13 protein-coding genes are annotated in these 14,820 nt (G+C 33.0%); 1 reads left to right on the forward strand and 12 read right to left on the reverse strand.

The features are described from left to right. Position 1: 1 nt before the first annotated feature. The 12 genes from ACYQ0O_RS11185 to ACYQ0O_RS11240 are packed head-to-tail and all read right to left on the reverse strand — an operon-like array spanning position 2 to position 13,880. On the reverse strand, positions 2–664 hold the full coding sequence (locus tag ACYQ0O_RS11185; protein ID WP_459893083.1) for a TylF/MycF/NovP-related O-methyltransferase: 663 nt from the start codon (positions 662–664) through the stop codon (positions 2–4). 44 nt (positions 665–708) lie between these two features. Next, positions 709–1,446 carry a sulfotransferase family 2 domain-containing protein gene (locus ACYQ0O_RS11190; protein WP_459893085.1) on the reverse strand — a complete coding sequence of 246 codons (738 nt, stop codon included), beginning with the start codon at positions 1,444–1,446 and terminating at the stop codon, positions 709–711. Between the two features lie 21 nt (positions 1,447–1,467). After that, positions 1,468–2,415 (reverse strand): glycosyltransferase family 1 protein, encoded by a 948-nt coding sequence (locus tag ACYQ0O_RS11195; protein WP_459893087.1) that lies wholly within the window; start codon positions 2,413–2,415, stop codon positions 1,468–1,470. Then, positions 2,412–3,458 carry an N-acetylneuraminate synthase family protein gene (locus ACYQ0O_RS11200; protein WP_459893089.1) on the reverse strand — a complete coding sequence of 349 codons (1,047 nt, stop codon included), beginning with the start codon at positions 3,456–3,458 and terminating at the stop codon, positions 2,412–2,414. Before ACYQ0O_RS11200 ends, ACYQ0O_RS11195 begins: the two co-directional genes overlap by 4 nt. Then, a complete protein-coding gene (locus tag ACYQ0O_RS11205; protein WP_459893091.1) occupies positions 3,455–4,066 on the reverse strand; it encodes a MarR family winged helix-turn-helix transcriptional regulator in 612 nt (203 codons plus the stop codon). The genes ACYQ0O_RS11200 and ACYQ0O_RS11205 overlap by 4 nt, the downstream gene beginning before the upstream one ends. Positions 4,067–4,085: 19 nt before the next feature. Further along, a complete protein-coding gene (locus ACYQ0O_RS11210) occupies positions 4,086–5,522 on the reverse strand; it encodes an FAD-binding protein (RefSeq protein WP_459893093.1) in 1,437 nt (478 codons plus the stop codon). After that, positions 5,500–6,600 (reverse strand): ATP-binding protein, encoded by a 1,101-nt coding sequence (locus ACYQ0O_RS11215; protein ID WP_459893095.1) that lies wholly within the window; start codon positions 6,598–6,600, stop codon positions 5,500–5,502. The genes ACYQ0O_RS11210 and ACYQ0O_RS11215 overlap by 23 nt, the downstream gene beginning before the upstream one ends. Positions 6,601–6,648: 48 nt before the next feature. Then, positions 6,649–8,736 carry a tetratricopeptide repeat-containing sulfotransferase family protein gene (locus tag ACYQ0O_RS11220; protein ID WP_459893097.1) on the reverse strand — a complete coding sequence of 696 codons (2,088 nt, stop codon included), beginning with the start codon at positions 8,734–8,736 and terminating at the stop codon, positions 6,649–6,651. Between the two features lie 28 nt (positions 8,737–8,764). Further along, on the reverse strand, positions 8,765–9,466 hold the full coding sequence (locus ACYQ0O_RS11225) for a tetratricopeptide repeat protein (RefSeq protein WP_459893099.1): 702 nt from the start codon (positions 9,464–9,466) through the stop codon (positions 8,765–8,767). A gap of 18 nt (positions 9,467–9,484) precedes the next feature. After that, positions 9,485–11,023 (reverse strand): class I SAM-dependent methyltransferase, encoded by a 1,539-nt coding sequence (locus tag ACYQ0O_RS11230; RefSeq protein ID WP_459893101.1) that lies wholly within the window; start codon positions 11,021–11,023, stop codon positions 9,485–9,487. A 14-nt stretch (positions 11,024–11,037) separates the two neighbouring features. Continuing rightward, positions 11,038–12,588, reverse strand: coding sequence for a glycosyltransferase (locus ACYQ0O_RS11235; protein WP_459893103.1), 1,551 nt, complete (start codon positions 12,586–12,588; stop codon positions 11,038–11,040). Next, positions 12,585–13,880 (reverse strand): hypothetical protein, encoded by a 1,296-nt coding sequence (locus ACYQ0O_RS11240; RefSeq protein ID WP_459893106.1) that lies wholly within the window; start codon positions 13,878–13,880, stop codon positions 12,585–12,587. Before ACYQ0O_RS11240 ends, ACYQ0O_RS11235 begins: the two co-directional genes overlap by 4 nt. A gap of 187 nt (positions 13,881–14,067) precedes the next feature. Between ACYQ0O_RS11240 and ACYQ0O_RS11245 the strand changes: the two genes are divergently transcribed. Continuing rightward, positions 14,068–14,820: flagellin N-terminal helical domain-containing protein (locus ACYQ0O_RS11245; RefSeq protein ID WP_075069762.1), on the forward strand; the 753-nt coding region annotated here is incomplete at its 3' end.

Raw genomic sequence — 14,820 nt, forward strand, 5'->3', positions numbered from 1 at the left:
TTTATTCCTTCACTAAATATGCTGGTACATGGCTTAAGGGCATTTTTTTTAGTTTTACATCCATATCTTTAAAAAACTCATCAATTGCAGCTGTTTCAGCATGTATAACCCCATAATTGTCAAAAATTATTAATCCTCCTCTAACTACACATTTGTAAAGGTGCCGTAAAATGATTTTGCATGGTCTTGCAATATCCACATCAATATGGAGTAGAGCTATTTTTAGTGCAGGATGAGTGGTTGCGTACCTTGGAACAGTATCTTCAATATCTCCTTCAATTAATTCATAGTTTTTAAATCCTTTAAATTGTAAGACCCTATCCAGTTCATCTTTTGATATGGATTGCCCAGCATCATTTTCCCAATTTTTCGCAAATACTGCTTCATGTTTATTTTGTCTTGGAAACTTACCAAATGTATCAAACCCTATTACTTTTCTGGAATAGGGATTTTCGAGTATTTCTCTATATGTACAAAATCTTATAAAAGAACATCCCTTAAATACTCCACATTCTATAACATCTCCAGGAAGATGAATTATAGATTTATAGAGTTCATATTGTGCAATTAATTTTGATATTCTGGTAATATGAGATGTAAGATAAAATCCATTTTCATAATCCCAGCATCTATTAGTATCAAAACCTATAAATTTGTAGTTCATGTTAATTTCCTGTAATTAAATTGAGTAAACAAAACCAAATCTAATTAATATAACTCTGAAAAAATTTTTATTTTTGAATTATATACCTCTTTTGCCCAATTGTATAATGAAATATCTAAAGGATTATAGTACTTGATTATATTTATGTCACTTTCATCAATTTCCTCAATTTTTTTTCTTCCTCTTGTAACATTTTTTCTTGAGTATTTTATTTGGGATATATCCAATAATTTTCCCAAAAGGGACACAAACTCATCAAAGTATTCTAGAAAACCAAATAGATTTATAGCTGTTAATAAATTGTATTTTGCAATTTCTAGCATCTTAAGGTTACATTTACCATACGGAATATTCAAACCACCAGATAATCTCCTAACCATACCATTATTAATTTCAATCCAGCAGCCAGATTTAACAAAGTCACTGATAGACATTTTATTATTAACTAAAAGACTATGTAGATGATGATTTTTATTACTTCTTATATAATAATACATAGAAACAATTCTATCTACTGGTTCCCTTAAAATAGTAAGGGATAAGATTGGATAATTAATTTGTTTTATTAATGATATTTCAACATGACCACACACAAATTTAAATTTCTTTTTTTCTTTTGAATTTAACTTAATAAATTTTATGTTACCTTCTATATGAGTTCTAGCTTGTTGTCCACAATTAAATATTTCTTCACTTTTAAGTCCTAACGATTTAATAATAAAATCGGTTAATGTAGTTCCTCCAGTTTTAGGAATATGTAAAAATACAATACTGTCTATCATTTTAAAAATTTTTCTCATATATCAATTATTATAAAAATCAATTAACATTCTAACTAATCTTTTGTCATCCCACACTTTTTCCATAAAAATCCTTGAATAGTTAGAACGCTCTTTTAATAAATCTCTATCCATCACAAGCTTCTTTAAATCATTATAAAGATCCGCTTCATTGCTTATAAGCCAGGGCAAAGGCATGCCCTTAGAAAACTCATCAAGATGCTTCTTGCACCAACTATCTATCCCAGCAACCACACAAAGTCCCTGAGATAATCCCTCTAAACTGCTTACCCCATAATATCCCTGCAGATGATCAAACAGTATATGGCATCTCCTTTTTCTTTCTAAACATTCTGTATGCTTTGTATTTTCAATAAGCTCCATTTCAACAAGAAAACCATCCTTTATTAGCTCATTCATTATGTTAATAAATAATTTCGTGTTTTTCAATTTTCTTCTTGTAGGAGAATGGCAAATTTTTATTTTTTTTGTGTCCTTTGGTATAGGTTTGTATAACTCATTAGTTATTGGAATTAGGTTAGGTTGCCATCTTGCTTCTGGAAGAAGTTTTATTAAATCTGGTGTACTTACCAGGAGTTTATTTCGTTTTTTTTCTTTGTATTTCTCTCTATATTTTGCAGGATTTGATCTAAAATCAGGATGTCCATGATGGTGGTGTACTATCATTTTCCCTTTTATGTAATCTTTTACCTTAAAAGGACCAATTTCAATATCTTCATCTGCAGTCATATGAAAATGTAATACATCACTTTTTTTTAAAAGCTCTTCAATCTCATCCCATTCGCTTTGATGTTTAATCCAAGGAATATGAATATCCTTTTCATACATAAAATTATATCTTATCTCTTTAGTTATAAGCCTACATTTGTGTTCACTATATCTATTGATTGCATTTGTAAAATTAATAGCTGTTCCCGCAGGATCATTTATTGCTATCATTAATATATTCATATTAAATCATTCAGAAATATGAATTCGTCTTTATTAAAATCTTTATTTGCCTGTTTACCTATTACATAATCCCAATACATAGGAGATAAGCCAGTCCCTGGACACTTAACAGTTATATTATTTTCTGTTAGCATATCACCTTTTTTTATGTTTTTTGCAGCAACAATACTTTTTCTGAGTTTTATAATACTATTTTTTTCTCCATCAAATACTTTTTTTTCTTTAATCATAACTGACTTTTCTATGGATCTTATTCCCTTTACAAGTTCCTTCATCTCATCTGGAGTCAATGATATAGAGTGATCGCTTCCAGGCATATTTTTATCAAGTGTAAAATGTTTTTCAACAACACACGCACCATAACATATAGATGCAATAGCTGGATAAATACCTATTTCGTGCCCAGAATATCCAACTAAACATTGAAACTCATCCATTAATCGTTTAATAACTGGTAATGCTACCTCTTCGTACTGGCACGGATAAGAGCTATTACAATGCAATAATACAAAATCTACATCTTTACTTTTAAGTTCATCAACTGCCACTTTGATTTCTGCTAACGTACTCATCCCAGTAGATAAAAAAATAATCTTACCATAGTTAACTGTTTTTCTTAAAAGTGGTATGTTCACTAAATCAGCAGAGGAAATTTTAACTATCTCCACCCCTATTTTAATAATATCTTCCAGACTCTTTTCATCCCATATAGAGGCGAAAAATAAAATCCCCATCTCATCGCACAGGGCCTTTAATTTAGCAAAATCTTCTATGCTCAACTCAAGTATTTCTCTGTGTTCTCCATATGTTTTACCAAAGCTATTGTTTCCAGGGTAAGGAGTGTGATATAATTTATCTGTCATTAACGACTTAATATCTCTCTTTTGAAATTTTACTGCATCCGCTCCAGCTTCTTTTGCTTTTTCAATCAACTTTACTGCAAGCTCAAAACTACCCTGATGATTATTTCCAATCTCTGCAACAATAAAGCATGGAGAGCTCACACCAATTGTCCTACTTGATAAGTTTATTGTTTTTTTCATAGATTAAATACAGGTATATTTTTTTTTAAAAATTTTTTCAGGTCTTCTCTTATTTCTTCATATCTTCCAAAGGATGTTATCAATATACCATCTAAATCCAGAGTATTTAATGACTCAGGAGGCATAATTACATATCCAAATATTAAATTCCCATGCTTGTTTTTGTCATTGTCCACAACAGTTATAACCTTTATATCAACACAATTTAAACATGACAATACCACCTCACAGGTAGAAGATGCTCCAAAAAAGGCAAGTTTTTTGTAACCCTTATCTTTTATATCTTGGAGTTTTTCTATAATATTTTCTTTTAGTCCAGAATAAATCTGTACAATTTCAGCCATATACTGACCTAACATCATTCGTCTAATATCCTGTCCAATTGGAGTGAGTTTGTATTTAAGCCTCTTTCCATCTATGGGCTCAGGATTTACAAGTCCTTTTTCTTGCAGCTCTTTTAAATAAGAATTGACCCTTGCTCCACTTATTAAAACCCGTTTCCCTAATTCATTTTGGCTAATTTCAGGATTTGATCTGAGATTTTCTAATATTGCTATAATTCTTGCATCTTTTGTGGGTTTTAAAAAATTTTTATTTATCAAGAACACTTAAAAGCTCCAGTTGTTCCTATGTCACTCTTTTTAAAACCTTCATCCTACCATCTATCACAATCTGTAAACTCTTTAACTTTAATTTATTAATATAAGATACTTCCCTGAAAATCGACTCTGCAACCTCTTCTCTTAACCTGAAAAGTTCAGTTTTACTACCCAATAACAACCATTTTGATAACTCAAATAAATGACTATGCTCTTTATCCTGGGTATTGCAAAATAGGGTTGTTTTACTGAAAAAATCATTTATTAACTTTATAAATAAAGAATCGGACAAAAAAATGTTTTCTTTAGAAAATTTTGCAGCATATTTTCCTGCCCTATATCCGAAAACAAGGCATGAGAGAATCATCGCCCCCCCAATTCTATTTGCCCCATGCATTCCAGAGGCACACTCTCCACATGTAAATATACCATTTACATTGGTTTCAGCATATTTGTCAACTTTAGCTCCGCCGTTTTGGGCCTGGGCATAGGGTCGTATGTTTAAAATTCCGTGTCTGCTTTTTAATTTAAGGCCATCTTTATCCATAATTTTAAGTAAAAAATGGTCCAGCTTTGAATCTTCTTTACGGTAAGCAATTGGACAATGGGTGTTTCTCATTTCTATTAAGTCTGTATAAGGAATCAAAATTTTTTTATCCCCTTGAATAATAAAGGTATTTTTTTCTTTAAATGTGTTAAATACAACGAATTCTAATGTCTCACTATTTAACCAGAGCATCTGAATAAAGCCTTCATTTGTTAAACAAGCCCCTGCATCTTTGAGAACTGACAGGCTTATACCAGAGAATGGATGCTGCCATGCTATATTGTCATAAAATAAGGATGCAACTCCGCCAGCACAAAATATCAATGTCCTAGTTTTAATAGCTACATAGGTTTTACTACTTAAATCATATCCAAGTATGCCAAGTAATTTATTAGCTGCCTTATCAACAAAAATCTTGAAGATGCATATTTCTCGTAAAAATGTAACTTTATCTTTGATGCGATTAAAAAGTTTATTATAAGCCCCATTTAAATCAGAAATTACAATAGCGCTATTTTTCTCTGGTAAGAAACATCCTTTAAACTTTAATAAATTACCATTTTTATCCTGTAAAAAATCTATTCCAATTTTTTTAATTTCATAAAATCTTTCATCAATATCTTCCATCAATATAGAAACTAACTCTTTAGTTACACATCCAGGAGAGCCTATATCAATAGCCCTTTTTATGAAGTATTCTTTTTCTTCTGTAGCTAAGGGGATCTGAATGCCTACCCTCTTATTGTGATTTTGAAAAGATGAACCTGATGGCCCTTTTTGAAGAGATACAATGGCAATGCTTGTTTTGCCTTTAACACTGAGTGCTCCATAGGCAGCTTCTAGGCCAGCAAAACCAGTACCTACAATCACCACATCAAATTTTAATATTTGTATATTAGCAGCTAATTTCCTTTCCATATTTGATATAAGCCCAGTAAAAGCTTTTGCCCTGGGGTTTGTATTCGCCTGTCATTGGATTATAGTAAAGATAATTTAACCTTACCAGATTTCCTAGCTCATCCATGAGTTTGATCTCATTATATTTTTGAGATAAATCAGTTAACGTGAAATATTCTTTCTCAGAAAATATGGATGCAATATCTAAGAAAAGTTCTTTTTTATAATAAATAGGTCTATATTCTATAAGCCTTATATAGTTTGCATGGATTATTTTATTTAATTCAGCTACAAGATCCTCTGTTTTTATTTTTCCGTCTTTTGCGTATAAAATCATAGTTTGAAGAATATCATCAATTTCCCAGATACTGCCTCCAAGTTTTTTCCAGATTATATCTATTTGTTCATCAGTTAAAGAATAGGTGTTTATATTATTTTCCTTATCTAGATTTTTTAACCAATAATAAACAGAGTCCTTATCAAGATAGTCTATTTCCAATAGTTTTGAAGTCTTTGAAAGTTTAGAATGGGTATAAATCTTTTCAATAAAGTATCCATCACTACTAGCAACAATCACATGACATAGATGAGACTCTTTCGTCATTGCAATAAAGAAATTAAATACCTCTTTTATTAATTCCCTCTGTCCATTAATATAAATATCTTCCAAAGCCTGAAGCTCATCTATTAAAATAATGGGCTTTTTACCTTCTTCCTTTATATTTAACAATTCTTTTTCCATTATCTCAAAGGCATCATATTCAAAATTTTGGAGCCCTTTATAAACTTCTACATCCAATTTAAAGACCCTGAGGTTATATTGCCTTTTTTCTTTTACATCTTCTTTGGACTTACTAAAGTCTATCCCAAAAAATACACTCAAAAAATCTCTGTAGCTAGATATTACATATTTGCGCAAATTAAAATCTTTGATCTCATATTTATTCCTATCTAGTAAATCAATAAATTTATAGATCAAAGTGGTCTTTCCTCCACTTTTAGGTCCATATAAAAATAGTATTGCATTGGGTTCAGATTCTATCCATTCCTTTAAGAACTTAAGTTCTTTTTCCCTGTTTATAAATGCTACTTTTTTCATTATTTGTTCCTTATTAAATAATTACCTTATTTTCAGTTGTTAAGCATATTATTTGGACCTCCCTGATTCGTAATCAATAATGATTCCTGCCTGCTTTAGGGATAGTCCAGGTAAATCATCTGCTTCAAGCACCTTTCTAAGCGGTTCTAGGTATTTTTCATATCTTTTCCATCTTGCCACAGATTTCTTATATAATGGTTTTCTTACCTGATCATAACTTGCGGTTTTAACATCTCTTTTTGTCTTATGGAATTCAAGACACCCTTCATACCAACTCAGCCCACAGAACTCAAGCAGCTCTCTTACCTTCTCTTTTGGATTATTGACCAGGTCTTCATATTGACTTTCATAGAATTTAACGGGGAGTACCTCTCTCCAGTGCTGCATTATATCAAGATATAGACGGTAGTAATGTCCCAAGTCTTCAAGGTTATAGGCAAATGACAGTCCTGCCGCTGCAAAATGCTGAAAATAATTGGAAAGGCATGTATCATAGGGGTTCCTCTTGCAGTGAATTATCTTAACCTCTGGAAATACCAGGGCCATAAGTCCCATATATACAAAATTTTGAGGCATCTTATCTGTTACATGCAAAAATACTCCCCCGCTTAATGAATCAATAAAATCCAGATACTCCTGCGCAGCCTTATTTAACACATCTTCATTTAGTTCTAAGACAATTTCTGGAAAGGGAATGTTTTTCTCAAGCCAGCCAGGCAAACTTGTTGCTATTTCCCCCATTTTTGCCAGTTCTCCAGCGCCAAAGACCTCAGGATGTGTTGCCAGTATCTGTTCTGTTAAGGATGTTCCAGACCTTGGCATGCCCACAATAAATATAGGTTTTACAGTTTTTATTGAGGATCTTTTTGCCTTTTCAAAAAATTCTTTTGTAAATATGTTCTTTAACCTGGAAAAATATTCTTCTTCTCTTTCTCTATCATAAACCCTTGGGACAAGATCATTAGCCTCTTTTAATGCTTCAAATGCCCTGTCATATTCTCCAATGGCTTCATATAACTCAGCAAGGGTAAATTTTACAGAACAAATGTACCCCTGTCCAAGGCCTTTATTTTCTAATACCTCCCGTAAGACATCAATTCCCTCTTTTTCAGCCTTAAACTTTTTACACAAAATAGCCAGTAAGGTAACGGCCTGGGGATAGTTACCTCTCTTTCCAGTAAAAAATTCTTTTACTATATAAAAGGCCTCCTTATTCCATCCTTTTTTCTCAAAAATTGCAGCCTTCTGAAGAAGAAGTAGGTCATTTTCAGGATCTAGTTTTAAGCCTTCTTCAACCACTTCTAAGGCTTCATCCCAACCAGTACATGTCATCATTGCCTGTGCAAGCAGACGATATAGGCCTGGAATCCTGGGTGCCAGGTTAAGGGCACGTCTTGCTTCTTCTTCTGCCTTACATACAACTCCTGCCATGCTGTAAGAATTTGAGAGTTTTGCTCTAAAACTGACATTTGCAGGATCTTTTTCTATCAACATCTTACCAAGGGGTATTGCATACCATGGAGAATTTAGTTCTAAAAAAGTATCCATTAAAATAAACAAATCTTCTTTTGTTTTAGGTTTTAGAACATATGCAGCTTTTGCAATTTCTTCGGCTTCTTCATATCTTCCCAGTTGAACAAGAGAGTAGGAGAGTTTTATAAAAGCTCTGGGATCATAAGGCATTAAAACAACAGCCTTATCAAAATACCTTATTGCCTCATCGAACATCTCTCTCTCAAGATAGACTGTCCCAAGATTGAAAAGTGCCTCAAAATTTTCAGGTTCCAATTCCAATGCCTTTTTGTAAATCCTGGTTGCCTCCAGAAGCTTTTGATTAGAGAAATAAGCAGTGCCAAGGTCTATTAAGAATCTAACATTTTCAGGATCAAGGTCAGAAGCTGCCTTTAAAAAGATTCCAGCTAGATCATTTTGTCCACCCTGTAGGGCCATGATTCCCAGATGATGGTAGGCAATACTATTTTGAGGATCTCTCTTTAAAATCTCTCTATAAATTTCTTCAGCTTCTGAAAATTTCCCTTCAAGCTGATACCTTTCTCCTTTAAGTAATAAGTTAGTTATTTCCCTATCTATCTCTTCACCATTGATGACTTCCTTACCAGAAATTTTCAAGACCATAACAATCCTCACTTTTTAAACAAATTTTCTAATTTTCAGAAAAGCCAGTTTGCCTGTATATCTCTTCTAACATCTTTTTATATTTTTCATGGAATTTAGTTCTCTTAAGCATGATCTCTAAAAATGGAATGGCTTCTGTTGCCTTGTTCTGCTTAATTAAAGATTCAATAAGGATATCATATACTTGATTTTCATCAATGCCCAGATCAAAAATCTGCTTACATATCATTTCAGCCCGATTATACATCTTTAACCGGAAATTTACCTCAGCCAGGGTAATTAACGTACTGGGATCTGTGTCACCCAGTTTAACTGCTTTGACCAGATATTTTCTGGCTTCTTCTAAATCTCCTTCTTCTGCCAGAATTTTTCCGTAATTTGCATATGCTTCCAAATAAGATTCATCCATTGATATAGCTTTTTTAAAGAGTTCTTTTGCTTCTTTAAAGGCACCTTTTAAATAAAATACTACACCTAAATTAACAAGATATTCAGGTTTAGTATTATCCAGCTTTATAGCAGTATTAAAAAAATGTTCAGCAATCTCTAGCTTACCCATCTGCAGTGCCAGAAGTCCCATTAGATGGGTGGCTTCTGGATTATGGGGTTGCTCTTCGAGTATTTTTCTGTACTCTTCTTCAGCTCTAACTAAATTCCCTGCGCGATGATAAGATCTGGCAGCCTCTAACCTATCTTCTATGGATCTGATCTCTACATTTTTTTTCTCCATCTCTATTACTCCATTTAACTAACTTAAAACATTTTTCTCTATAATACCTAACCTTATCCATTGTGGTATGGTGTTCTCAATACAATTTATCACTTCTCTTTCTATATCTTCCTCATTTACTCCCTCTGTGACCCTGCCCTCTAAATATTCCTTTACATGGGAGATAACTGTATCTATATCTTTTATTCTGGCATTTATCAGGGCATCATAAACAAGTCTATTTATAAGATCTACACCCACAGCTGATCTACTAGAAGGTATGCAAAAAAATCTTATAGTATTAAAATACCTGGCCTCCATTGCCACAACCTTATTTAAACTCAAGGAGTTATTTTTATTATCTACTGGTTCACTTAACACCATATCAATTAGTCTGGAATGCATAAGCAAAACAACTACAGAAATTAACTCATCAACTTGTTTAAAATTTAATATATTGTCCTCAAGCAATTCTCCTATAGTGAGAGGTTTTTCACTTAAAATCTCTATTAATCTATCAATGGTCTTTGGATTAAGATTTGCGTTTTTATTTGTGTAGGGAAGTTCTATTTTATATTTTTTATCAAGAGAAATCACTCGCAGCACAAGTTTGATATTTTGAGTTTTTTCTCTCCATAATTTGGTGGGAATTTTTGTGCCACCCTTTACATAAATATCCTTTCTAAAAGACATATTAACCAGATAGTCCTTTAATATTTCCCTTAGTAATTCAGATCGTTGCTGTTGTAGAAATTTTACTTGCTCCTCATTTAAAAATAGACGGGGCATGTCCCAAATTGGTTCAGCCTGGCTAATATATTTCATTCTGGCATGGTACATATAAGACAATACTTCAGTAAAAAATAAGGGTTCCCAATCCTGGTTAAGATATTCATGGGCAAAATAATTTTTATTTCCAGACTCATATTTTTTTAACATCTTTCTCATAAAAGGGGAATCAAAATAGGCGGGGCTTAGTTTTTGGAGCCTCTTTATCAACTTTATACCAAGATTAATTTGGGAAATACTTCCCATATCAGGAAATAATTTAGAATAATCTAACAGCAATCTCTGAAAAGGTATATGATTGAACCACCCACACATATCATTATAGCTAACAAAACACACCCCACCAGGCTTAAGTTTTTGTCTGATAATATCTATTATATACCTTCTATTTTTATGAGATATCCAGGCAAAAATCCCATGAAGGGTAATATAGTCGAACATGGGAAATTCATTTAATCTTTCCCCCATCTCTTCAAAAGACATCTCAAAAAATGTTACATTTTTAAGTCCTGCATGCTTTTTGATTTTTTGTGAAAAGTTGATATGCTCTGGATTAAAGTCTATTCCATAAAAGTTTCCTTCAGGGTATAAGGCAGACATAACATTTAAATTAAATCCCATTCCAGATCCAAGTTCCAGGAAATTAAACCCATTTTTTAAATCAGGTGGATCATAACCTTTTAACAGGATACATAAATTCAAAAAATCAGGAGTCTGATAATAGTAGAAATTCGCAGTATATGGAACATCAGATACATAACCTTCAATCCACTCATTGGTAACAATCATAATTCCCCCTTCAATTATCTGTCTATTACAGCTTTAGCCTTAAAATAATTTTCTTTAATATCTTTATCATCTGGTTTCATTTCATAAGCACTTTTAAAATAACTCATGGCCTTTGTATATTTCCCTCCATCCCAGTATATTACTCCTATGTTGTTTAAAATATATGGATTTTTAGGATTAATTTCATATAGTTTATGAAAAAATCTAGTGGCTACATGTTTCTCACCCCTTTCAAAAAATGATTCAGCCAGTTTAATCATTCTGTCTATATCTGGAATACCGTTTTTTTGAATCATCTTATTATATAATTCCACATATTTTTTTGTTTGTTGATCCCATGAAAAATATTTTTTTATTTTTTCTCTGGCCTTTTTTTGAATTGAAAAGTTATTTTTTATCTCATTTAAAATATATTTTATTCCATTAGCTAAATCTGTTATATCTTTATTTCTTGCGATATATCCATTTATTTTATGATCTATACAGTCTTCCAACATTGTAGTGGAAAATCCAACAACAGGTACCCCCATGGCCATTGCATCTAGTGGATAAATAGTAACAGGATCATAATAAGCAGTAGATACAAATAGATCTGAAGCCCTGTAATACCATGACAAAACTTCTTCATTAGGGACTAATGGAATATGTTGTAATGGAAAGGTTATTTTTCTATCTGTTTCAATATAATCAGCACCTATCAAAATAACATAAGGTCTAACAATTTCTCTCCTATCTCTAAGTAAATGGATTGCTTCAATTAAAGTATTTATATTCTTTCTTTTACTTGCAACAGATGGAACAACTGATATTATTACATTTTTGTCCTGCTCAATTCCAAGTATATCTCTAGCTCTGGATTTCGATATGAGTTTATATTCTAGAAATGGTGTATTTGGTAAAATAACTTCTACATCTTTAAAACCTATATCTTCTACTTTATCTTTTAAAAAAGTGCTCTGACCAACAATTTTAAAATTTATAAAATCAAATATATTCTTTTTGATTCTCCAGAAAGAAGCGATTAAAGGCTGAACTTCTTCTAATACTTCAGGGCAGTTAAGACATCCATCCAAATATCCCATACAATCAAAAGGATAGTGGCAGCCCCCTGTAAATAAAGACATATCGTATATAGTGAATATAACAGATTTGCCTAAAAAAAACAAAGGAGCAATTTCCAGGTTTAAAAGACCAGGAGTCCAATGAACATGAATAATATCAGCATCCTGAACCTGTTCTAATGCGCCGAGATCCACATCAGGATCTGGAAGAGAAAAAGTAACTTCACCTTCACATTCCATTAATTTCATACCAAGTTTATTTCTCCATTGAGACAATATATCGGCAAGAAGAGGAGGGATGTTATGGGTCATATTATCTACCAGCTTTATTTTTTGTTTGAAAACAGGATCCCTGATAATTACTTTAACCGATGGATCTCCAGAACTTTTTAGAAAAGTAATGAAAACAGAGTCCACACCGTGTTTTTCCACTCCTTTGTGGATCCTGTATGCTAGAAGTCCCTGTTCCCAAAAATCTACACTACTTAAATGTACAACTTTCATATTGCCTCCCTCTTCCATGGCAAATTCATCTTTGTATGTTGATAAAATTGAGGTCTGGGATACATACTAAATAGCCTTTCTAATATTTTTTTAGAAAAACCAACCTTTTTACTAAATTGCAATAAAAATTGTGACTGCTCTTCAAAAATTCCCCCGTATTTTTCAAGATAACTAATAAGTTTTTCAAGCTCCTGTACATTTCCCTCCTGAACCATAATCAGGGCCTGAACATAATAAATCCATGCAGGATAAAAGTTTATCTTCTTTGCCCAGTTAAGCAGGAGCTTCGCCTTTTCAACCTTACCCTGAACAAGATAGTCAAAAATTTGACATAAAAATATTGGATCCCTTTTGTTAGACGGAAAATATCTATTATTGAACATATCTTCTGTAGATTGAAAAATATCACTAAGTTCTTTAGGAGTTTTTATATCGGAAATCCCCCAATAGAATTCTACTAATTCCTTTTGCTTAGATGTTATATCATCCATGGGCTCCTTAAAAAAGTCGAGAAAATATTTAGATTGACCTGTTCCCACGGGTCCTCCTCTGTAGGTAGAGAGCTTTTTTATTTCCTCAGGTCCTTCAACTTCTGTCTTTTTAAGACCTATGACCCAGTGAGGTCTATTTAAGTAAATACAAAAACCTATATGGGATCCGAAATTAAAGGACATGGTATGAGAAGAAATCAATATTAATGTCTTCAGCCTTGGTAGAAAATTTCTGTCATGAACATGACCCGCAGTAACACAGGTATATCCTTTTGATACAAAAGGTCTTTCAAAATCTAAGAGAACATCTCGCCAGGCAACACATATGAGTATGTTATCAAAATCTTTTTCAAATTCTTTTAAATAGGACAAAATTTCATGGTAGTCATATTTAAATACTAATGAACGGGAAGAATGGGGTAAAAAAACCAGTAGTGTCTTTCCCAAGGCCTTTTTAATCTCTTCAAGTTCTCCCTCTGAAAAAAGAGGTTCAGCATAGTGAATAGATGGTCCAATGGCAAAAAGTGCCTTGTTTGTAACTTGCCTTAAAAAGGGAAACCTATGGTGGCTAAACACAAAATGGGCAGGAAATGGTACAGCCAGATCATTTGGCCACACGTGATCAAATACCATTGCCGCATGTTCTAAAACTCCCTTTATTTGGTAGGACTCCTTTAATCTGGCATATTTTTTCAAAATACAGGCATGACCATATAAGTCATTTAACTTAAAGACTTCGCTGGTTATCAAAGGCCTCTCCTGTGCAAGAGATTTTATATCAGAGATAACTCCTTCAATCATCAAAATCCTCCTTCGTTTAGCTAGATCATGCTAAATCCATACCATATTTTTGCAAGGCATTTCCACCAAAAAATAAATTTTTCATGGTTGGCTTATTAACCCAGAAAAAAGACAGTTGGCATGTTAGTTGCTTATTTAAAAACTAAAGAAAAATTTTCCCACCAATAAGAGAAAAGGGGGACATGATATGGCTCTTACAATTAACACAAATATATCATCATTAATAGCCCAAAATAGCCTCAGGCTGGCATCAGATGCCCTGGCCAAGAACCAGCTCAGGCTATCTACGGGCCTTAGGGTCAATTCAGCTGCAGATGATGCAGCAGGACTATCTATTTCAAAAAGGATGACTGCCCAGATCAGAGGACTTAACCAGGCAATTAGAAATGCATATGATGGTATCTCAATGATGCAGACAGCAGAAGGTAACATGGAAGAGATGTCTAATATCCTGCAGAGAATGAGGGAGCTTGCTGTTCAGGCATCAAATGCTCTAACAGATTCTGACAGAGAAGACCTCAATCAGGAATACCAGCAAAAACTATCAGAACTTGATAGAATTGTGGATACTGCTGAGTTTAACGGGCTAAAACTACTGGATGGATCAACAGGCACGACCATATTTCAGGTAGGCCCCAATACATCAAGTGCAAACAAAATTCAGATAAATCTTTCCTCAAACCTGCACACAGATCACATTGGACTCACAAATGAATTTGGTGGAGGCTTAAAATTAAAAAGTGGTAAAAATGTAGCAGCTATTGCCGATGGATCAATTGCTATAAATGGATTTCGCTTAAACGTAACGCCCTATGTAACGAGGGCATTAAATCAGAACATGAGGAATCCTGGTACTAATTTTGGTGCATATGTTATCGAAAAGGGACACTCCCAGAGCAGTGCATATGCAATAGCCCAGGCTATTAATAACTCAAATGTG

Source organism: Desulfothermus okinawensis JCM 13304, assembly GCF_054654515.1.